General features: G+C 66.5%; 16 protein-coding genes and 1 tRNA gene. 7 read left to right on the forward strand and 10 right to left on the reverse strand.

What is annotated here, in order from left to right:
- Window positions 1-32: 32 nt before the first annotated feature.
- Window positions 33-1,430, reverse strand: a complete 1,398-nt coding sequence (locus tag FDW83_RS12890; RefSeq protein ID WP_138138498.1) for an amino acid permease — start codon at window positions 1,428-1,430, stop codon at window positions 33-35.
- 221 nt (window positions 1,431-1,651) lie between these two features.
- Here FDW83_RS12890 and FDW83_RS12895 point away from each other — a divergent pair, with 221 nt between their 5' ends.
- From FDW83_RS12895 to FDW83_RS12915, 5 genes are read left to right on the forward strand one after another with little or no spacing between them, the layout of a single operon-like run.
- Window positions 1,652-2,362, forward strand: a complete 711-nt coding sequence (locus FDW83_RS12895; protein ID WP_138138499.1) for an NUDIX domain-containing protein — start codon at window positions 1,652-1,654, stop codon at window positions 2,360-2,362.
- Window positions 2,359-3,666: a quinolinate synthase NadA gene (gene nadA, locus FDW83_RS12900; RefSeq protein WP_138138500.1), complete on the forward strand. Its 1,308-nt coding sequence runs from the start codon at window positions 2,359-2,361 to the stop codon at window positions 3,664-3,666. Before FDW83_RS12895 ends, nadA begins: the two co-directional genes overlap by 4 nt.
- Window positions 3,663-5,501: an L-aspartate oxidase gene (gene nadB / locus FDW83_RS12905; RefSeq protein ID WP_138138501.1), complete on the forward strand. Its 1,839-nt coding sequence runs from the start codon at window positions 3,663-3,665 to the stop codon at window positions 5,499-5,501. The genes nadA and nadB overlap by 4 nt, the downstream gene beginning before the upstream one ends.
- Window positions 5,494-6,432 carry a carboxylating nicotinate-nucleotide diphosphorylase gene (nadC, locus tag FDW83_RS12910; RefSeq protein ID WP_138138502.1) on the forward strand — a complete coding sequence of 313 codons (939 nt, stop codon included), beginning with the start codon at window positions 5,494-5,496 and terminating at the stop codon, window positions 6,430-6,432. The genes nadB and nadC overlap by 8 nt, the downstream gene beginning before the upstream one ends.
- Window positions 6,419-7,576 carry a cysteine desulfurase family protein gene (locus FDW83_RS12915; RefSeq protein WP_138138503.1) on the forward strand — a complete coding sequence of 386 codons (1,158 nt, stop codon included), beginning with the start codon at window positions 6,419-6,421 and terminating at the stop codon, window positions 7,574-7,576. The genes nadC and FDW83_RS12915 overlap by 14 nt, the downstream gene beginning before the upstream one ends.
- A 41-nt stretch (window positions 7,577-7,617) precedes the next feature.
- Here the strand turns inward: FDW83_RS12915 and FDW83_RS12920 are convergent, their stop codons facing one another.
- Window positions 7,618-8,277: a DUF1684 domain-containing protein gene (locus tag FDW83_RS12920; RefSeq protein ID WP_138138504.1), complete on the reverse strand. Its 660-nt coding sequence runs from the start codon at window positions 8,275-8,277 to the stop codon at window positions 7,618-7,620.
- A gap of 143 nt (window positions 8,278-8,420) precedes the next feature.
- Between FDW83_RS12920 and FDW83_RS12925 the strand changes: the two genes are divergently transcribed.
- Window positions 8,421-9,218: a hypothetical protein gene (locus FDW83_RS12925; RefSeq protein WP_138138505.1), complete on the forward strand. Its 798-nt coding sequence runs from the start codon at window positions 8,421-8,423 to the stop codon at window positions 9,216-9,218.
- Between the two features lie 69 nt (window positions 9,219-9,287).
- A complete protein-coding gene (locus tag FDW83_RS12930; RefSeq protein WP_138138506.1) occupies window positions 9,288-10,094 on the forward strand; it encodes a transglutaminase family protein in 807 nt (268 codons plus the stop codon).
- Between the two features lie 17 nt (window positions 10,095-10,111).
- On the opposite strand, the gene FDW83_RS12935 is transcribed toward FDW83_RS12930, so the two are convergent.
- The 8 genes from FDW83_RS12935 to bcp all read right to left on the reverse strand — a co-directional run bounded on the left by FDW83_RS12935 (window position 10,112) and on the right by bcp (window position 20,114).
- On the reverse strand, window positions 10,112-10,573 hold the full coding sequence (locus FDW83_RS12935) for a MarR family winged helix-turn-helix transcriptional regulator (RefSeq protein WP_138138507.1): 462 nt from the start codon (window positions 10,571-10,573) through the stop codon (window positions 10,112-10,114).
- Window positions 10,573-11,682, reverse strand: coding sequence for an LLM class flavin-dependent oxidoreductase (locus FDW83_RS12940; protein WP_138138508.1), 1,110 nt, complete (start codon window positions 11,680-11,682; stop codon window positions 10,573-10,575). Before FDW83_RS12940 ends, FDW83_RS12935 begins: the two co-directional genes overlap by 1 nt.
- A gap of 113 nt (window positions 11,683-11,795) precedes the next feature.
- Entirely contained in the window at window positions 11,796-15,029 is a 3,234-nt protein-coding gene (locus tag FDW83_RS12945; RefSeq protein WP_138138509.1) for an efflux RND transporter permease subunit, read from the reverse strand.
- A 70-nt stretch (window positions 15,030-15,099) separates the two neighbouring features.
- Window positions 15,100-16,602, reverse strand: a complete 1,503-nt coding sequence (locus tag FDW83_RS12950; RefSeq protein WP_138138510.1) for a malate:quinone oxidoreductase — start codon at window positions 16,600-16,602, stop codon at window positions 15,100-15,102.
- A 79-nt stretch (window positions 16,603-16,681) separates the two neighbouring features.
- Entirely contained in the window at window positions 16,682-18,352 is a 1,671-nt protein-coding gene (locus FDW83_RS12955; RefSeq protein WP_240720976.1) for an ABC transporter substrate-binding protein, read from the reverse strand.
- Window positions 18,353-18,523: 171 nt separating this feature from the next.
- On the reverse strand, window positions 18,524-19,204 hold the full coding sequence (locus FDW83_RS12960) for a fasciclin domain-containing protein (protein WP_138138511.1): 681 nt from the start codon (window positions 19,202-19,204) through the stop codon (window positions 18,524-18,526).
- A gap of 256 nt (window positions 19,205-19,460) precedes the next feature.
- Window positions 19,461-19,542, reverse strand: a tRNA-Leu gene (locus FDW83_RS12965).
- Window positions 19,543-19,640: 98 nt separating this feature from the next.
- Window positions 19,641-20,114 (reverse strand): thioredoxin-dependent thiol peroxidase, encoded by a 474-nt coding sequence (gene bcp / locus FDW83_RS12970; RefSeq protein ID WP_138138512.1) that lies wholly within the window; start codon window positions 20,112-20,114, stop codon window positions 19,641-19,643.
- Between the last annotated feature and the right edge of the window lie 89 nt (window positions 20,115-20,203).

The following is a 20,203-nucleotide window of genomic DNA, read 5'->3' on the forward strand; positions in this document are numbered from 1 at the left end:
GCGGACCCGGCGCTTGGGTGCCTGGCATCACTCTACCTGCCGGTGCGGTTCCCGGCCGGACCGGGCACGCGCCGGGCAACCCGGGCGGCGACAGCACATGCGGCGGCTATGCCCGCGATCAGCGCGAAGGTGCCGAAGAGCTGAACGCGGCTGCTCTCGGCGCTGAAGCCAACGGCAAAAATCAATCCGAGCAGGGCCAGGCCAACAAAAGTGAGTACCGGGAAACCCTTCATCCGCAGGGGCAGGGGATTGCCGTCACGGTCCGCCCGGCGGCGGAGGACCAGCTGTGACACCAGCGCGCTGCCCCAGACGACCAGGCATGTGGAGCCCACCAGCTGGAAAAGCGCCGGAAGGATCTTCTCCGGAAAAAGCAGCTCCAGCACCGTTGCGATGAAGCCAAAGGCCACCGACACTCCTACCGCCAGCATGGGCACGCTCGCCCCGCTGAGCCGGGTGAGGAAGCGCGGTGCCTCGCCGCGCCCGGCAAGCGAGTAGACCATGCGGGACGCGCCGTACAGGTTTGCGTTCAGGGCGGACAGGAGCGCGACGACGGCAACCAGGGTGATGGCGGTGGCGGCGCCGGGGATTCCGGCGGTGTCAAGGACGCCCGCGAAGGGTGAGGCCAGGCCTTCGGACGTGGCGGGAAGCACCGCGGCGATGACAAACACGGAGCCGATGTAGAAAACCAGGATGCGCCACACCACGGTTCGGATGGCCTTGCCCACGCTATGTTCCGGGTCCTCGGTTTCGGCCGCGGCCACCGAAACAATTTCAGTCCCGCCGAACGCGAAGATCACCACGAACAGTGCGGCGGCGATGCCGCCGAGGCCCTGGGGAGCAAAATCGCCAACGATGTTGGCAAGGCCCGGCGACGCGGCATCCGGCAGCAGTCCCAGGAGCAGGGCCGCGCCCACCGCCAGGAAGAGGACGATGGCGGCGACCTTCAGGATGGCGAACCAGAACTCGAACTCACCGAAGTTCCGCACCCCGGCCAGGTTGATGCCTGTAAAGACGACCATGAACGCCAATGCGAGCGCCCAGACCGGAACCACCGGCCACACCGAGAAGAGCAGTCCGGCAGCGCCCAGTGCTTCGGCAGCGATCACGACCACCAGCTGCAGCCACCAGAGCCAGCCGATGGTTGCTCCTGCGGTCCTGCCCAGTGCCCTTTCCGCGTACACGGAGAAGGCGCCGCTGTCGGGGTTGGCGGCCGCCATCTCGCCCAGGGCCCACATCACCAGGATGATGAGGGTGCCCGCCACCAGATAGGAGATGAGTACGGCAGGGCCGGCAGCCTGGACGCCGGCGCCGGAACCCAGGAAGAGGCCGGCTCCGATGGCGCTTCCCAGGCCCATCATGGTGAGTTGGCGGGGCTTCATGCTGTGGCCGAGGTGGTCGTGGGCCGGAGCGGGGGCGTACTTCGTTGTCATGCGGAGTAAACCTTCTTGGGGTCTCGGTGGAGGTCCTCTTGGGACCACTCGAATTTACCGCCTGACGGCGCCGCAGCCGAACCCGGAGTGATGGTCGCGCGGCAGGCGCCTGCCGGGAGTGTGACGGGAAGCATTTCGGATTCGCTGCCACCGGCCCTACAATCAGTTATGGTCAAAGTGACCATAACTAGCCCGCCAAGGCAGCCGTAAGGAGGATGGCAATGTACTACGGCTCAGCCAACGTGTCGGAGCGCCAGGCCGCGCCGCCGTCGCTTGCCATCTCCACGGTGATCTTCGCGCTGCGGCCCAGCGAATCGTCCGGCCGTCCCACACTCTGGCTGCCCCTGGTGCGCCGCATCAGGGAGCCCTTCAAGGGATTGTGGGCACTGCCGGGAGGGCCCCTCAGCCACGACGAGTCCCTGCAGGACGCCGCGTCCAGGAGCCTGCGGGAGACCACCGGGCTGGCGCCCCGCTACCTGGAGCAGCTGTACGCTTTCGGCGGCCTGCACCGTTCGCCCACCCAGCGGGTGGTCTCCATCGTCTACTGGGCCCTGGTCCAGCCGACGGAAGCGGCGCTCGCTGATGTCTCCGAGAACGTGAAGTGGTTCCGGGCCGACCGCCTGGGGGAACTCGCCTTCGACCACAACGCCATTGTGGACTACGCGCTCTGGCGCCTGCGCAACAAGCTGGCCTACGGCTCGGTGGCCTACCACCTGCTGGGCGAATATTTCACGTTGGCCCAGGTCCGCGAAGTCTACGAGGCCGTGCTGGACCGCGAGCTGGACCCGGCCAACTTCCGCCGCCAGCTCAAGTCCACCCCCGAAATCGAAGAGACAGACGAATTCCTCCAGGGCGGCAAGCACCGCCCGCCCCGCCTTTACCGCTTTACCGGCCGGCCCGGCCTCGACCCAGACAACAGGAGCACACCATGAGCAGCGTCAACACGGCCATCCAGCTGATCACGCGCGAGCAGGCCGAAAAGGGCGCCGCCGCAAGGGGCAGCACCTGCAGCCCCGCCCTCGCCAAGGGTCCGTGGGATTACGATCTCGCCGAGGCGCTCGCCGGGGTGCCGGCCTACGGCCCTGGAGCATCCAGCGCCGATGTTGCCCCGATAACGACGCCGCGCCAGGGCCAGCTGCCGGAGGAATACAAGCGTGCCAGTGATGCCGAACTTTCCAAACGCATCGTCGCAGCGAAAGCCGCTTTGGGGGACCGGGCCGTCATCCTCGGCCACTTCTATCAGCGCGACGAGGTGGTCCAGTATGCGGACTTCGTGGGCGACTCCTTCCAGCTCGCCAACGCGGCGTTGACCAGGCCCGAGGCAGAGGCGATCATATTCTGCGGCGTGCACTTCATGGCCGAAACCGCGGACATCCTCTCGAAGCCGGAGCAGGCTGTAATCCTGCCCAACCTCGCCGCCGGCTGCTCCATGGCGGACATGGCCGACGCGGACTCGGTGGCCGAATGCTGGGAGCAGCTGGAGGATGTTTTCGGCACCGAGCCCGACGCCGACGGCCGGGTTCCCGTCATCCCGGTCACCTACATGAACTCTTCCGCCGCCTTGAAAGCCTTCTGCGGTGAAAACGGCGGCATCGTGTGCACCTCCTCCAACGCGAAGACCGTCCTGGAGTGGGCCTTCCAGCGGGCTCAGCGGGTGCTCTTCTTCCCGGACCAGCACCTGGGCCGCAACACCGCCAAGGCCCTGGGGGTGCCGCTGGAGCAGATGCCCATGTGGAACCCGCGCAAGGACCTGGGCGGCAACGACGAGCAGGCGTTGCTGGATTCCCGGGTCATCCTGTGGCACGGATTCTGCTCCGTGCATAAGCGGTTCACCGTGGGCCAGATCGAGCAGGCGCGCCGGGACTTCCCGGGCGTCAACGTGATAGTCCACCCCGAGTGCCCCATGGAGGTGGTGGACGCCGCCGACTCCGCCGGGTCCACCGACTTCATCAGGAAGGCCATCGCCGCGGCCACCGAACCCACCACGTTCGCCATCGGCACCGAGATCAACATGGTCAACCGGCTGGCCGCCGAATACCCGCAGCACACCATCTTCTGCCTCGACCCGGTGATCTGCCCCTGCTCCACCATGTACCGCATCCACCCCGGTTACCTCGCCTGGGTGCTTGAGGAACTGGTGGCCGGACGCGTGGTCAACCGCATCACCGTCGACGAGGCCGTGCAGGCCAATGCCCGGACGGCCCTCGAGCGCATGCTCGCAGCCAGGCCGTCATGACACGGAACCTGCCAGCGGCGCCGCAACCCGCTGCGTTCCCAGGTGCCAGGGATGCCGCCGGTACGGCCGCGGGACGACGGCTGGTCGTCGTCGGAAGCGGCATCGCCGGCCTTTACGCCGCGCTGCTGGCGGCCGATGCCGGTGCTGAGGCAGTCCTGGTGTCCAAAGGCGGGCTGGAAGAAAGCAACACCTGGTACGCGCAGGGGGGCATTTCGGCGGTGCTCCCCGCCCCCGCCCCGGGAGACACCGTCGCCGCGCACATCGCAGACACCCTGCGGGCCGGGGCCGGGCACTGCAACAGTGCGGCCGTCACGCTGATGTGCGCGGAAGCCCGGCAGGACATTGCGGGGCTGCGGCGTTTCGGCGTGGTTTTTGATGCAGGGCACGACGGCGGTCCCGCCCTTGGTCTGGAGGCAGCCCACAGCGCGCCCCGCATTCTGCACGCCGGCGGCGACGCCACCGGCGCAAGGGTGGCCGAAGCGCTGATCCGCTCCGTGCTCGCAGCACAGGCGGAAGGAAAACTGACGGTACTGACCAACTCCCACGCCACTGCCCTGGTCCGGGAGCGCGGCCGGGTCACCGGCGTGGAGTACCTTCGCGGCGGGCGCGCCGAACGCATCGGCGGCGACGCCGTCCTGCTCGCCACCGGCGGAGCGGGACAACTCTTCGCCCAGACAACCAACCCCGCGGTGGCCACCGCGGACGGCCTGGCGCTCGCCGTCCGCGCCGGCGCGGCCGTGGCAGACCTCGAATTCTTCCAGTTCCACCCAACCTGCTTCGTGGACACCGCTGCAGGGAGCCGCGCGGCCCTCTCCGGCCCGCTCCTGATTTCGGAGGCGGTCCGCGGCGAAGGGGCAATCCTGGTCGACGCCGGCGGCCGGCGCTTCATGCGCGCCTACCACCCCGACGCCGAACTCGCCCCGCGTGACGTTGTGTCCCGCAGCATCGCCCTGCACCTGGCCAAGCTCGGCGACCCCAACGGCCACGTCTACCTCGACGCCCGCCCGATCGGGGAAGCCCGCGGAGCCGGCTTCCTCGAACGCCGGTTCCCCACCCTCACCCGGAAAACCCGCGACGCCGGCATCGACTGGACCCGCGAACCCGTACCCGTCGCCCCGGCCGCACACTACTGGATGGGGGGAATCACCACCGACCTCTCCGCGCGCACCACCGTTCCCGGCCTTTATGCTGCCGGCGAAGTTGCGTGCACGGGGGTCCAGGGGGCAAACCGGCTGGCCAGCAACTCCCTCCTCGAAGGACTCGTCTTTGGCCGGCGCGCTGTTGAAGATTTTCTTTCTGGCTCCTCTGCTCTGTGGTCGCTTGGCTGGGTGGCGCCTGACAGCGCCCCTCCGCATGCTAGCTCGGCCGCGGGCGGCCTCCCTTTGACGCATGCTTCCGGGGCGCCGTCAGTCGCCGAGCGCGGGTCCGCCTTGGGTGCCGCCATGGGAAATCAAACAGCGGCGGGGGTTGATTCTTTCCACGGGAGCCCGCAGGCCAGCTTCGGTGGGGGTGAGTATGTGGAGCCGTTCTCCCGGGATGCTCTTCGGCGGCTTATGACTTCGCATGCCGGGGTGTTGCGGTCGGGGGAGCTGCTGGCGGAGGCTGCTGAAACCTTGAACCGGTGGGCCGCCGTCGTGCTTCCTGATAACTCTGTGCCGCTGGAACGCGACCCTTCCGTGCACGAGGACCGTAACTTGCTGCTTGCTGCGCAGCTGCTGGTGTCCGCTGCACTCCGGCGCCGCGACCCGCTCGGCGCCCACTACCGCGCAGACGAACCCGCAAAAACCTCCGCGACCATTCCACTCCGCCCGAAAGCGAGCATCCTCCATGACTGAACACTCGGTACTCGATCCGGCTGCGGGCGTCCGCACTGCGCCGGACCTTACCCTCCCCCCGGGGCCCGTCCGGGACATCCTGAAGCGCGCCTTCGCGGAGGACGCCCCTGCCGGCGACATCACCTCACAACTGCTCATTCCCGCCGATGCCCGCGCCACCGCCGTCCTGAACGCCCGCGTGCCCGGGGTCCTGAGCGGTGCCACTGTGTTCCGGGACGCCATGCAGCTGGTGGACCCCGCAACCACCGTGGACCTGCTGGCGGCCGACGGTGAAAGGTTCGACGCCGGCACGCACCTCGCCAGGGTCAGCGGGGCGGCACGCTCCGTCCTCCTGGCCGAACGCGTTGCGCTCAACCTGGTCCAGCGGATGTCCGCAATCGCCACCAAAACCGCCGCGTTCGTCCAGCTCACAGAAGGCACGAAGGCCCGGATCACCGACACCCGCAAGACCACCCCGGGCCTGCGCGTCCTGGAACGGTTCGCCGTGCGCTGCGGCGGCGGCGCAAACCACCGCTACAGCCTCTCGGACGCCGTCCTGGCCAAGGACAACCACCTGGCGGTCATGGCCGGCGGGGACCCGGCCAAACTCACCGGCCTCCTGCTCGCAGCCAAGGCACAGCTGGGACACACCACCCACTTCGAGGTGGAAGTGGACCGGATGGACCAGATCGAACCGGTCCTGGCAGCCGGGGTGGACACCATCATGCTCGACAACTTCACGGTGGAAGAGCTCAAGGCCGGGGTAGCCCTGGTGGCGGGCCGGGCACGCGTGGAGGCAAGCGGAAACGTCAGCCTGCAGACTGTGGCGGACATCGCCGCCACGGGCGTGGACGTCATCTCGGTCGGCGCCCTGACGCACACGGTGGCCGCACTGGACCTCGGCCTGGATATTGAGCTGACAGCCGGGTGGGCACGCCATGATCTTCCTTGACGCCGCCGCCACCACCCCCGTCCGCCGCGAGGTGCTTGAAGCCATGCGGCCGTACCTGACCGGGGAATTCGGCAATCCTTCCAGCCACCACCAGTTGGGGGAGCAGGCAGCCCGGGCGCTCGCAGGCGCCCGTGCCTCCGTGGCCAACGTGCTGGGCTGCCGGCCGGGGGAGGTGACGTTCACCTCCGGCGGGACGGAAGCGGACAACCTGGCCGTAAAGGGTATTGCCCTGGCCCGGCAGGCGGCCGATCCTGCGTTGAACCGCGTGGTGATCAGCGCCGTGGAACATCCCGCGGTGGAGGAATCCGCCCGGTACCTGGAGCGCTTCCACGGGTTTACCGTGGACGTGGTCCCCGTCGACACCGCAGGGCGGGTCGCCCCGGAAGCCTTCACGGCAGCCCTCCGCCCGGAAACTGCGGTCGCCAGCATCATGTACGCCAACAACGAGGTGGGCACGGTGCAGCCCGTCGCGGAGCTCGCCTCCCTCGCCCGGGAACACGGTATCTCCTTCCACACAGATGCCGTCCAGGCGGCGGGGTGGCTGCCGCTGGACACCAGGGCGCTTGGCGTTGATGCGCTAAGCATCTCCGGGCACAAGATCGGCGCGCCCAAGGGCTGTGGAGTCCTCTACGTCCGGAGCCGTACCCGGGTGGAGCCGGTACTCCACGGCGGCGGCCAGGAACGGGGCCGGCGGTCCGGAACCGAAAATGTTGCCGGGGCCGTTGGCCTGGCAACGGCGCTGACGCTCTCGCAGGCCGGCCGGCAGGACCGGCAGGACAGGGTTACCGCGCTACGGGACCGGTTTATCCATGCCGTGCTGTCCGGCGTGCCCGGCGCGATCCTCACCGGCCACGCCACCGAACGGCTGCCCTCCGTTGCGTCGTTCTGTTTCCCCGGGACGAGCGGCGAGTCAGTGCTCCTGGAACTGGAACGCCAGGGTGTGGTGTGTTCCAGCGGTTCGGCATGTGCCGCCGGGTCGGATGCGCCCTCGCCCGTGCTGACCGCCCTGGGGCTCCCGGCCGATGTGGCGCAGACGGCGGTCCGCTTCAGCTTTGACGCGTCGGTCACCGCAGACGACCTGGAAACCGCAGCTGCGGCAGTCCGTTCCGCTGTCACCAGCGTGAGTTCCCTGGGCGCCGGCTGACAGGCTGCCCTCTGACAGCCCCCCGGGGAGAAACGGTGTGCTTAGTACAGCTCGCCCACCGGGATGTCCACGGCCAGCCGATTTGACGGACCCGGAAGGGGACAGGCCCATGCCTCGTTGTAGGCGCACGACGGGTTGTAGGCGAAGTTGAAGTCCAGCACGAACGTGGCGTCCGGTCCGCTGCCCTGCACGCCATGGAACGCACCCTTGATGGTGTCCAGCAGGTAGCGGCCGGCGCCGTACGATCCGCCGGGCTGGCCCGAGGTGGCATCACGGAACGGCACGAAGATGCCACCGCCGTAGCCGCGCAGCTTCCAGACTGCCAGCTGCCCCATCTCCGGCAGGTCGAAGGTGCCAAGCCGGACGAAACGGACCACGCCGTCCGTCCCTGTCTCTACCGACATCTCACGGCCGGCGCCCTCGCCGGTGATCGGCACGTGGAAACGGTAGATGGGATCGTAGTCTGCGGTTTTCAGCCCGGAAAAGAGCGCCTTGCCTTCACTGGTCAGTGCGGAGGCGGGGTGGGTGGCGAACATCAGGTCCCGCTGGTGCCGCCAGTGGGAGTGAGCTTCCGCAGGACTTTCAGCGGCAATCTTCCGGACATTCTGGTACAGCGCAAAGGTGCGCAGCCGCCAGTCGGCGATGTCAACAGCGGAAATGTCCGCGGGGTTTTCTTCGGCCGTACTGTGCTGATCCGCCATATCCCCCAGCCTAGCCCCCACCCGGGGTTGCCGGTACGACGGAGGGACGGCAGCGGGTGCCCCGTGTCGCTGTCAGGGCGGCCGGGCGTGAAACGCCAGGCGGGTACCGGCTGCTGGAAGGTGCCCGCCATTAGGCTGGATCCATGCGGAGCAAGGCGAAGGGACCGTTGGGAACCAGTGTGGTGCTGCTGGCGGCTGCCATGCTGGCAGGGTGTTCCTCCCAGCAGGCCGGCGGCCCGGTCTGGACGGCGGGGCCGGACACCACCCCAACCGCTGGTTCCGGCCGGAACACGGCGTCGCCGGCCCCAAGCGGCGCCTCTGCCACCCCTGCTGCCACCCCTCCGGGAACCCGGGGGCAGGCAACCGCCGCCGCCTGGAAAACGTACTCTGACCCGGCAAAGACAGTGAGCTTCGAGCTGCCGCAGGACTGGATCGCCCAGTCGCTCGTGCCGGACGAAGGCACGTTGCCGGGCGCTTTGAAGGTCGAGGTGAAAAAGCCTGACGGCACTTTCGTGGCTGCCCTGCGTACGGGCCTGCCGCCGTCGTCCGCCGACTGCCCTGACGGCTCGCGGCGGCCCTATACGGTGATCAGCAGCCTGCCGGTGGAAGTGTCTGCCGTGGGCGGGGAGGGCACCATTCCGCCACGGATGGTGTTCCGGGTCATCCAGGGCTACAAGTACTTCGGCTCGTACGGCATCACGAACGTCGTGGGCGGTGCGGACAACCAGGCCTGCGAGCTCCGGAACATCGTGCGCGGGCCCGCCGGGAAGGGGGACTGGTCCTTCGGCGATGTGGTCTCGCTGAAAGCATTCGCGCCGGAGGAAAAGGTGGCTCCCGCCAAGGCGTTCGACACCCTGGGCCAGGCCGCGGAATACGTCCGCCAAAGCCCGGAATTCGCCAATGTCCAGCGGATGCTAATGTCACTGGAGATCAAAAACTAGCCCCGTTCCCGGCACCCACAGGTGCCGGAGCCGGCGGAGGCTTCCCCGTACCCACACCCCCGGAGATCCATGGAACGCTCTGTTTCCGCACGCCTGGCCTTTCGCACCGTAGCCAACACCAAGGTGGCCATGGCCATCGCGGTGGCGAGGAACAGCGGCTACTCCTCCTTTGCGGAAACCCTCTCCGTCACGTCTGGAGGGGAGGAGATCCCGCTGACCGAAATCTCCGACCACCACGGCGGCCGGTTCCACTACATGGAGTTTGCGGAACCCGCCGAGGTGGACGTGGAGTACACGGCCACCGTGGCAGGCCGGGGCGAACCGGAAGAGGCCAGCCTGGCGGACCGCATCCGCTACGTCCGTCCCAGCCGCTACGCGGAATCGGACCGGCTGCTGCCCACGGCCTATGCCGAGTTTGACACCGTTTCGGCTGCCGGGCTGCTGCACGCGGTCAGGGACTGGGTCAATAATGAACTGCGCTACCTGAGCGGGTCCTCCCGCGGCACGGACGGTGCAGTGGAGACACTCCTCAGCCGGCGCGGTGTGTGCCGGGACTTCGCCCACCTCGCCATCGCCCTGCTCCGGTCAAAAGACATTCCGGCGCGCCTTGCGGCCGTCTACGCCCCCGGCCTGAAACCCATGGACTTCCATGCGGTGGCCGAAGCCTACGTGGACGGCGCCTGGCACGTCATCGACCCCACAGGGCTGGCCCCGCGGGAGTCGATGCTGCGGATCACCGCAGGCCGGGATTCGTCGGATACCGCCTTCCTCTCCACCGTGGGCGGAAGCCTGGTCCTGAACCAGCTGCGGGTCACCGCCGTGGTGGACGGCGAACTCCCGGACGAGGACTCCGGCCGGCTGGTGCAACTGGGCTGACAGCCGGTCCTGCCCGGCTAGCGCTTGCCCAGCGAGTTGCGCAGCTTGTCAGTCAGCCGCCGCAGCTCCTTTTGCTCAGCGGGTGTCAGCGCCGGTCCCACCACCGCGGAGATGTCCCGGACATGCTCGCGGCCGATCTCTTTTTGCAGTTCGCGGCCTTCGTCGGTGAGCTTGAGCAGGATTCCGCGGCCGTCCTCCGGGGCCGGCATGCGGGCCACCAGGCCGCGTTTCTCCAGCCGCTCCACCAGCCGGCTGAGGCTGGACTGGCTCAGGAGGACGTTGTCGTTCAGCTCGTTGAGCCGGAGCCAGCCGGAGGGACAGCGGGACAGCGTGAACAGGACGTCGTACTCGTTGACCGCGAGCTTCCGGAATGCCGGGGCGGACTGCAGCTTGCGCATTACCGCCACCTGGGCCCGGAACAGCGACTCCCAGGTCTCCGCCGCGAGGCGGACGGGGGATTCGGATCCTCCGGAAGCCATCACGCCTCCGCAGTGGTCTTCTCGGCGTCCTGCGCAGCGAGCTGTGCGGCCACGCGGGCGGCGTGCGTCGGCGGTTCCGGGACGTGCGCGGGCTTGCGGGCAGCGTACTCCTTGCGCAGGACGGGCAGGACCTCCTCGCCGAAGAGGTCCAGCTGTTCCAGCACAGTCTTCAGCGGCAGCCCGGCATGGTCGATCAGGAACAGCTGGCGCTGGTAGTCGCCGAAGTGCTCACGGAACGTGAGGGTCTTCTCAATAACTTCCTGGGGGCTGCCGACGGTCAGCGGTGTCTGCGCGGTGAAGTCCTCCAGCGACGGCCCGTGTCCGTACACGGGGGCGTTGTCGAAGTAGGGCCGGAACTCCCTGACGGCGTCCTGGGAGTTCTTCCGCATGAAGAACTGTCCGCCCAGGCCCACGATCGCCTGGTCCGCCTTGCCGTGCCCGTAGTGCTCGTAGCGTTCACGGTAGAGGCCGATGAGCTGCTGGTAGTGCTCCTTGGGCCAGAAGATGTTGTTGGCGAAGAAGCCGTCGCCGTAGTACGCGGCCACCTCCGCGATCTGGGGAGTGCGGATGGAGCCGTGCCAGACGAAGGGGGCGACGCCGTCGAGCGGCCGCGGCGTGGAGGTGAAGTTCTGCAGCGGCGTGCGGAACTTGCCTGACCAGTTCACGGTGTCCTCGTCCCACAGCCGGCGCAGCAGGCTGTAGTTCTCGATGGCCAGTTCAACGCCGTCCTGGATGTTCTTGCCGAACCACGGGTAGACGGGGGCAGTGTTGCCGCGGCCCAGCACCAGGTCCACACGGCCGTCCGCGAGGTGCTGAAGCATGGCGAAGTCCTCCGCGATCTTCACGGGATCGTTCGTGGTGATCAGCGTGGTGGCGGTGGAGAGGATAATCCGCTCGGTCTGGGCGGCGATGTAGGCGAGGGTTGTAGTGGGGGAGGAGGAGAAGAAGGGCCGGTTGTGGTGCTCGCCCAAAGCGTAGACGTCCATCCCGATCTCTTCGACCTTTTTGGCAATGGCCACGGAGGCCTTGATGCGCTCGTTTTCAGTGGGGGTGCGGCCCGTGGTGGGGTCCGCGGTGATGTCGCTGACGCTAAAAACACCGATCTGCATGATGTGCCCTTCCGTTGCTGGACTTGCTGGCCGGTTTAAGTGTAAACCAATTTAGATGCATTTGCATCTATCGCCGGGTGCAACGCGGCACGGCCGGAATTATTCCGTTGCTGCTACTCCGGGCTTCCCGGGGCGGCGCGCCTGCCGCTGACCTTCGGAACCATGCCGGTGGTCCAGTCGTGGAACTCTTCATCCACGTCCGCGCCGGCGCCGAATTCGGGGCGTTCCTGAAGTTCCCGGAGCAGCGCCTTCTTTTCCCGCCGGCCCTCCACCAGCCGGTAGAGCACGGGAACCAGGACCAGGGTGAGGGCGGTGGAGGAGACCAGTCCGCCGATCACCACCACTGCCAGCGGCTGCGAGATGAAGCCCCCGCCGCCGGTGAGCCCCAGGGCCATGGGGGTCAGCGCAAAGACCGTGGCCAGCGCCGTCATCAGGATGGGCCGCAGGCGTTGCCTCGCCCCGTGCGTGATGGCATCCTCGACGTTCATGCCGGGACGGCCGCCGCGCGGTTGCCGGTACTGGTTGATGAGGTCGATGAGCACAATCGCGTTGGTGACCACGATTCCCACCAGCATGAGCATGCCGATCAGGGACGGCAGCCCCAGCGGGACACCGGTCACCAGCAGGAGTGCGACGGCGCCCGTGGCCGCAAAGGGAACGGACACCAGCAGGATGAGCGGCTGGACCAGGGATTTGAAGGTGGCCACCATGATGACGTAGACAATGGCGATGGCCGCCAGCAGCGCCAGGCCAAGCTGGCGGAAGGACTCCGCCTGCTGGGTGGTGGCGCCGCCAATTTCCGCGGTCACTCCGGGCGGCAGCTGCACGCCGGCGAGCCGCTTCTGCACCTCTGCGCTGACGGCACCGAGGTTGGAGCCCGACGGCGTCACGGACACCCTGGCGGTGCGCTGGCCGTTGCTGGCGGTGATGGAGACGGGCACGTCCACCTGCTCGACGGTCGCGATTCCCGCCAGCGTCACAGGGCCGGCGGCTGCGGGCAGCGGGAGGTTCCGGACGGCATCGATGCTGGTGAACTTCCTTCCCTCGCCGATCTGCACCGGGAAATCGTCAGTATCGATCCGGACTTCGCCGGCGGGGATCGGGCTGATGGTGGAGGCCAGGACGCCGGCAACTTGATCCTCGTTGAGGCCGGCTGCCGCGGCCTTGGCCCTGTCCACCTTCACCTGCACCACCGGCTGGGTTGCTGCCAGGTTGGTTTCCACCTCGCTGCTGCCGGGCACCCCGGTCATGGCTTCCACCATGGTGTCACTCGCTGCCTGAAGGTCGGCCGTGGTAGCCGCCTTGAGGGTGATGTCTACCGTGGAGGACGTCCCGAAACCGCCCTGCTGAGTGCCGACGGAGATCTTGCCGGAATCCGGTACCTTGGCCAGTTCGGACCGGACCGTGTCCTGCAGCTGCACCTGGTCCGCCTTGTCGTCCGTCACCACGGTGAAGGTCGAGTTCGAGGACCCGGTGGACACCAATGCGGCGAAACCGGCCTGGGCGTTTCCGGACGTCACCTGGACGTCCCGGATGCCGTCGATGCCGCGGAGCACCTCCTCCAGGCGGACCGCCGCGGCGCTCGTGTCGGCCAGCGACGTTCCTGCCGGCAGCACCTGGCGGACAGTCAGGCTGTTTTGCCCTGAGTTGCCCAGCAGGTTCGTGGCCAGGAGCGGTGCCATGGCTGCCGTGGCGCCGAGCACCAGCACCGCGGCCACCAGCGTGATGACAGGGTGTTTCTGGGTTTTGGTGAGGATAGGGAGGTAACCGCGTTGCAGCCTGCTGCGCTGTTCGGCCTCCTGCGCCTTCGCGCGTGATTCCGCAGCGAAGGCACGCGCTGCCGGCGACTCCGCCCGCAGTCCTTCCGCCGCGCCGCCGGGAGTGCGCAGGAACCAGTAGGCGAGGACCGGAACGATGGTCAGGGAAACGAGCAGCGAGGCCAGCAGCGCCATGGTCACCGTAAGGGCGAAGGGCCGGAACAGTTCTCCGGCTAATTCGCCGACGAACGCGATGGGAAGGAATACGGCGACCGTGGTCAGTGTCGACGCCGTGATGGCACCGGCCACTTCCCGGATGGCCGTCAGGATGGCTGTGACTTTCTCCTCGCCGTAGGTGAGGTGCCGCTTGATGTTCTCGATGACCACGATCGAGTCGTCCACCACCCGGCCGATGGCGATGGTCAGCGCGCCCAGGGTCAGGATGTTCAAGGAATAGCCGGTGGCGGACAGCCCGATGAAGGTGACCAGCAGGGACAGCGGGATGGAGACGGCGGTTACCAGGGTGGACCGGGCGGACATCAGGAAGACCAGGATGACGGCGACGGCGAAGCCGAGCCCCAGCAGGCCCTCGGTTGTGAGGTCCTTGATGGATTTCTCGATGAAGGGAGCCTGGTCGAAGACCGGCGTGAACGTGGCGTTGGAGCCAAGTTCGGCCTCCAGGTCGTCCAGCATGTCCCGCACGGCGTGGGAAATGGCCACCGTGTCGCCTTCCGGCTTCTTGGTGACGGAAACGGCCAGCGTTTCCGCTCCGTTGGTGCGCGTGATCGACGTGCGTTCATCGTCCTGGATGGACACGTCCGCCACCGACCCGATGGTCGCGGCATTCCTGGCGCCGGAGAGCGGCAGGGCCTTGATGGCGTCGAGCGAATCCACCGGGCTGCCGATTTGCAGTGACAGCGTCCTGCCCTGGTCCTCCAGCGTTCCGGCCGGCACCAGTGCGCCGTTGTTGGCCAGTGCGTCCCGGATGGAGGGGATGGTGGCACCTGCCGCGGCCATGGCATCCGCGCGGGGAAGGATTTCGATGTGCTGGGTTGCACCACCGGTGACGTCGGCGCCCCGGACGCCATCGATCTTCTGCAGCCGCGGAACAGTGAGCCGCTGGAGGTCGGCATTGAGCCCGCTCAGCGGCTTGTCCGAGGACACTGCCAGGAACACGATGGGGAAATCGCTGATGCTGCCTGCGATGGCCTGCGGCTGGACGTCCTCGGGCAGGGTCCGCTTGGCGTTAGAGATGGCACGGTCAATCTGGGCCCGCGCCCGGTCCAGGTTCGAACCGTAGGTGAACACCATGGTGATCTGGGAAACTCCGCTGCGGGACGTGGCAGAGGTGGATTCCAGCCCCTCCACGCCGTTGAGCGCCGTCTCCAGGGGGCCGCTCACCTGCTTGTCCACCACCTCCGGAGAGGCCCCGGGCATGGCGGTCAGCACCGTGATCCGGGGAAACTCGATTGAGGGAATGAGTTCCTGCTTCAGCGATGACATGGTGATCACGCCGAACACCGAAGCGAAGACGGTGATCAGCGCGATCAGTGCCCGGTTTGCCAGTGACAGGTGGGCCAGCCGGGACATCGCATGAGCTCCTGGAGGTTGGGGAACCGGTGGGGTCCCGTGGGGTGCCGGCTGCCAACCCCGGGCGGCGTCAGCGGGTGGCGGAAACGGTCTCCAGCTGGAGGGACCTGGCAGTTGCCTGCTCGATCTCCACGGCGAGGTCCGGATTTTCATCCAGCTTCACGCCGTAGCCGGGCATCATGTCCTTGAGCTTCGACTGCCAGCCCTTGAAGTTCTTGGGGAACGTCTTCTGCAGCAATTCGATCATGATGGGGACAGCGGTTGAAGCTCCGGGTGATGCCCCAAGAAGCGCACCGATGGAGCCGTCACGGCCGGCAATCACTTCAGTTCCGAACTGCAGGATGCCGCGCTTCTGCGGATCTTTCTTGATGATCTGTACACGCTGGCCGGCGGTAATCAGTTCCCAGTCCCCGCCCTTGGCCTCCGGGTAGTACTCACGCAGGGCCTCGACCTTCTGGTCGTGCTTCTTGACCACCTCTTTAACGAGGTAGGCGGTGAGGTCCATGTTGTCCTTGGCCACGGCAAGCATGGGGATGATGTTGCCCGGGCGGATGGACAGCGGCAGGTCCAGGTAGGAGCCGTTTTTGAGGAAGTTGGTGGAGAAACCGGCGTAGGGGCCAAACAGCAGCGAACGCTTGCCGTTGACGTACCGGGTGTCAAGGTGCGGCACGGACATGGGCGGGGCACCCACGGACGCCTGCCCGTAGACCTTCGCGCTGTGCTGGGCGGCGATGTTTTCGTCCGTGCAGCGGAAGAACTGGCCGGAGACCGGGAAACCGCCGTAGCCCTTGCTTTCCGGGATCCCGGAGGCCTGCAGCAGGTGGAGCGCGCCGCCGCCGGCGCCGACAAAGACGAACTTGGCATGGATCTTGCCGTGTTCCCCCGACTTGGGGTACTTCAGCGAAAGGTCCCAGCCGCCGCCGGACGCGCGGGAGATGCCGGTGACCTGGTGGCCGTAGTTGATTTCGACGCCGTTGTTCCCCAAATACCTGGTCAGTTCGCGGGTAAGTGCGCCGAAGTCCACGTCGGTGCCCTCGGCAGCGCGGGTGGCTGCGACGCGCTGCTGCGGGTCCCGGCCCTTGACGATCAGCGGAGCCCACTTGGCGATCTGGCCGTGGTCCTCGGAGTATTCCATGCTGCGGAACAGGGTGTGCTGCTTCAGCGCCTCGTACCGTGTCTTCAGGAAGCGCGTGTGGTCCTCGCCAATCACAAAGCTCATGTGGGGCACCGTGTTGATGAAGCCCTTGGGCGAACCGATCAGGTTCCGGTCCACCAGGTGGGCCCAGAACTGCCGGGAAAGCTGGAACTGTTCGTTGATGAGCAGCGCCTTGGCGGGGTTCACCGAGCCGTCTTTGGCTGCAGGGGAGTAGTTGAGTTCGCAGAGCGCGGCGTGCCCGGTGCCGGCGTTGTTCCAGGGATCGGAGCTTTCCAGGCCGGGCTGGTCCAGCCGCTCGAACAGGGAGATCGTCCAGTCCGGCTCCAGCTGCTTGAGAAATGCCCCCAGCGTGGCGCTCATGATGCCGCCGCCAATCAGGACAACGTCGGCATGTGGGGTCTTGGAAATGAAGGTCACGATCAGTCTCCGATTGCAGCGGCTCTGGCTGTCACAGAATATCCCCGCGCGGCCCGCATACTGAAATTGGACCAGCCCGTCAAGGCTTTAGTTGCACCTTCGTAAAAACTTCATTTAAGACCGGCGACGCGGGGTAGCTGAGCACCCGGTCCGACAACGCCAGGGCGGAGATGGGAAAGGCGATGGGAACGGCCGGGATGGTGGCCGCAATCTGTGCGTTGATGGTGTGATATTGCTCATCGCGCTCCTGGCCTTCCGGCAGCCCGCGGGCGCGGTTGATCTTGGAAAAAATCTGCGGATCCTGGTACCCGAACTCGCCGTTCTTCTCGCCGAAGAGGGGCCCTACAAAGTTGTCCGCGTCGGAGTACGAGCCGTTCCAGCCGAGCAGGTGGAGGGCGTGGTCGCCCGGCGACTGGACCTTTTGGAGGTATCCCTCGGACCACTCCACGGGCACCGGCCGGATATTGAACCCGGCGGCAGTTAATTGGCGGCTGATCTCGGCGTAGACCTTCTCGGGAGTCGGCAGGTAGGGACGGGTGACGTTCAGCGGATAGTAGAACTTCAGTTCCTCGCCTGCGTAACCGCCCTCTTTGAGGTATTCCTTCGCCCTCCCAAGGTCGTGGCCCAGTTCCGGGGCGTCATTGTTGAAGCCGCTGATCTTCGGCGGGACAAACTGCGTGGCCCTTGCAGTGTTGTCGATGAAGAACTTCCGGATCAGGGTTTCCTTGTCGATGGCCGACTCCAGGGCCTGCCGGACTTTGAGGTTCTGCAGTACCGGAATGTCCTGGTTGATGCCCACGTACATCACGGAGAACGGATCCCGCTGGACAATCTGCTTTCCGCGCTTTACGAGCTGGTCAAAATTGCCTACGGTCACGGCGTCGTAGCCGTCGATTTTGCCGTCGAGCAGGGCCTGGAGCCGGGTCTGCGGATGGTTGTACGCCAGGAAATTGATGGTGGCGATCTGGCCGCGGTCGCCCCAGTAGGCCGGGTTGCTGGCCAGGGTGACGCTTTCCGCGTCCCACGAAGCGAGACGGTAGGGTCCGGTGCCCACCGGGTTGGTGCCGAAGACGGACAAGGGGGGCCCGCCGCGGGTCTGGTCGAGGACGTCCGCGGTCCCGGCTGCCAGGGCCGCCGGCGAGGCGATGGCGAAGGCGGGCAGGGTCAGGGCCTGGAGGAACGCCGTGAACCGCTGAGTCAGGTCGATCCGTACGGTGTCTGCGGAAACCGCGGTGCAGCTCTTGAAAATGGACAGTTCCGGTTCATCGGAATGTGCCTTGAAGACGCCCTTGAACGAGCTGCCCGGAGCCTGCCTGCGAAGGTCGGGTGAAAAAGCGAACCAGCGGTTGAAGTTGACGCAGACGGCGTCGGCGTTGAACGGCGTGCCGTCCTGGAACGTGACGCCGGTGCGGAGCTTGAACGTATACGAGCGGCCTTCATTGGACTCGCTCCACTCGGTGGCCAGCAGCGGGGTGGGCTTGCCGGTGGTCTGGTCGACGCCGACCAGTCCTTCGAGGATCTGGCGGGTGATGCGCTGCGACTCCACATCACTGGACAGCGCCGGGTCCAGCCCCAGCGGCTGGGCGGCAGTGCCGAAATTGAAGGTGGCAGTGGGCTCAGCGGGAGTGGTGGCGCTCGGCGAATCAGGGGAGGGCGCGGGCGATGGTGCGGCCGTGCACGAGGTTGCCCCCAGCGCCAGGAAAACAGCGCCGGCCGTCAGGACCGTCCGCCGCGATGGACTGCTGGGCACTCGTGGATCACCTCTGGATGTTGCCGGCTCCGCCGCTTGCGGGCCGGGACCCAGTCTAATGGACACCCCTGAACGGTCCGGCGAATGAACGTGTCCACACAGCAAAGCCGGGGGCGTTCCTGTGGAACCACCCCCGGCTTACCGGCAGGAACAGACGGCCTGCAGGTGCTGCTACATCGGCATCAGCACAGAGTCGATCAGGTAGACAGTGGCATTCTTGGTCTGGACGCCGCCGCAAATCACGTTGGCGTCGTTCACCTTAAGTGCGTCCCCGCTGCCGGTGACGGTCACCGAGCCGCCTTGGACGGTTTCGTGCGTCCCGGCGATGTTGTCGGGGGTGACCTGGCCGGGAACGACGTGGTAGGTCAGGATCTTGCTCAGGAGGGCGTCATCCGTCTTCAGGGTCTCGATGGTGGCGGCGTCGATCTTGGCGAAGGCGTCATCCACTGGGGCGAAGACGGTGAACTCGCCGCCGTTGAGCGTGTCCACGAGGTCAACCTTGGGGTTGAGTTTGCCGGAAACAGCAGATGTAAGGGTGGTCAGGATCGGGTTGTTGGAGGCGGCAACGGCCACGGGATCGAGGGCCATGCCCTCAACGGATCCTGCGCCGGTGGGAACCTGCTCGGCGTAAGCGGTACAACCGGGGCCCACCAGGTTCGCTGCCGGGTCCATCGTGGCGGCGGACGTTGTGGCCGACGGGGACGGTGCCATGCTCGAGGCTGCCGCCGAGGGCGAGTCAGCCGGGGCGGATGCGCCTGACGTAGTCCCGGATCCGCCACAGGCGGTCAGGCTGAGCAGAGCGGCAGCTGCAACGCCTGCGACGGTAAAAGTTGTGCGCTTGATTGTCTGCATCTGAATTCTCCTTGAATTATGGCGGTATGCCTGCCGCTGACTGTTGTCTGCGGTGCTTGCGGATTTTTCCGACGGGCACCTGCCTGTGGCCGGTGTCTCACTTGCTATTCGTGTGGTGCGCGAAGCCGGATGGGTGGAAGCGCGGCATTTTTTACAGGAGGACGAATTCATTGCGGTTTCGTGGCAACGTGCTGCGGCCAAAGGAAGCCGAAACACGAAGATCCCCCGGTACAAGACCGGGGGATCAACGTGATTGTGCGCAAGGGGGGACTTGAACCCCCACGCCCGAAGGCACAGGAACCTAAATCCTGCGTGTCTGCCAATTTCACCACTCGCGCGTGGCTTCCTGCCGCAGTAACGCATCAAAGAGTACGACGGCGGACGCCAGTCCCATTGTAGCGTCGCCGCCGGAGCGGCCGCGCCGGGACGCGGAGCGTCAGGCGTCCAGCTTCAAATCGCGGCGCAATTTGGCCACGTGTCCGGTGGCGCGGACGTTGTACTGGGCCAGCGACACCTTGCCGTCCGGGTCCACTACGACGGTGGAACGGATGAGGCCTTCATAGGTCTTGCCGTAGTTCTTCTTTTCGCCCCACGCGCCGTACGCCTCCGCAACCGCATGGTCTTCATCAGACAGGAGGGGAAAGCTCAGGCTTTCCTTTTCGGCGAACTTAGCGAGTTTTGCAACAGGATCAGGGGAAATTCCAACCACGTCATAACCGGCGGACTGCAGGGAAGCGAGGTTGTCCCGGAAGTCGCAGGCCTGCTTGGTGCAGCCGGGGGTGGAGGCGGCGGGATAGAAATAGACGATGGTGTGGCGGCCATTTCCGGGGGAGAGGCTGATGTCCTGGCCAGTTGGGTCCTTGAGCGTGAACGCGGGCGCTGTGTCACCGGTAACGAGTCTGTCGGCCAATGTTTTTCTCCTTGTCGCAGGCGGGACACAACAGCCTAGTAAGGGTGAAGAAGCAGTGCTAATCGGCACTTGGCTATACTTGCTGCTAT

The sequence above is a fragment of the Pseudarthrobacter sp. NamE2 genome, from assembly GCF_005796205.1.
Taxonomy (GTDB): domain Bacteria; phylum Actinomycetota; class Actinomycetes; order Actinomycetales; family Micrococcaceae; genus Arthrobacter.

Coding starts and splice junctions, on each gene's coding strand:
- FDW83_RS12890 (WP_138138498.1), bottom strand. CDS start 1,430: ATGACAACGAAGTACGCCCCCGCTCCGGCCCACGACCACCTCGGCCAC.
- FDW83_RS12895 (WP_138138499.1), top strand. CDS start 1,652: ATGTACTACGGCTCAGCCAACGTGTCGGAGCGCCAGGCCGCGCCGCCG.
- nadA (WP_138138500.1), top strand. CDS start 2,359: ATGAGCAGCGTCAACACGGCCATCCAGCTGATCACGCGCGAGCAGGCC.
- nadB (WP_138138501.1), top strand. CDS start 3,663: ATGACACGGAACCTGCCAGCGGCGCCGCAACCCGCTGCGTTCCCAGGT.
- nadC (WP_138138502.1), top strand. CDS start 5,494: ATGACTGAACACTCGGTACTCGATCCGGCTGCGGGCGTCCGCACTGCG.
- FDW83_RS12915 (WP_138138503.1), top strand. CDS start 6,419: ATGATCTTCCTTGACGCCGCCGCCACCACCCCCGTCCGCCGCGAGGTG.
- FDW83_RS12920 (WP_138138504.1), bottom strand. CDS start 8,277: ATGGCGGATCAGCACAGTACGGCCGAAGAAAACCCCGCGGACATTTCC.
- FDW83_RS12925 (WP_138138505.1), top strand. CDS start 8,421: ATGCGGAGCAAGGCGAAGGGACCGTTGGGAACCAGTGTGGTGCTGCTG.
- FDW83_RS12930 (WP_138138506.1), top strand. CDS start 9,288: ATGGAACGCTCTGTTTCCGCACGCCTGGCCTTTCGCACCGTAGCCAAC.
- FDW83_RS12935 (WP_138138507.1), bottom strand. CDS start 10,573: ATGGCTTCCGGAGGATCCGAATCCCCCGTCCGCCTCGCGGCGGAGACC.
- FDW83_RS12940 (WP_138138508.1), bottom strand. CDS start 11,682: ATGCAGATCGGTGTTTTTAGCGTCAGCGACATCACCGCGGACCCCACC.
- FDW83_RS12945 (WP_138138509.1), bottom strand. CDS start 15,029: ATGTCCCGGCTGGCCCACCTGTCACTGGCAAACCGGGCACTGATCGCG.
- FDW83_RS12960 (WP_138138511.1), bottom strand. CDS start 19,204: ATGCAGACAATCAAGCGCACAACTTTTACCGTCGCAGGCGTTGCAGCT.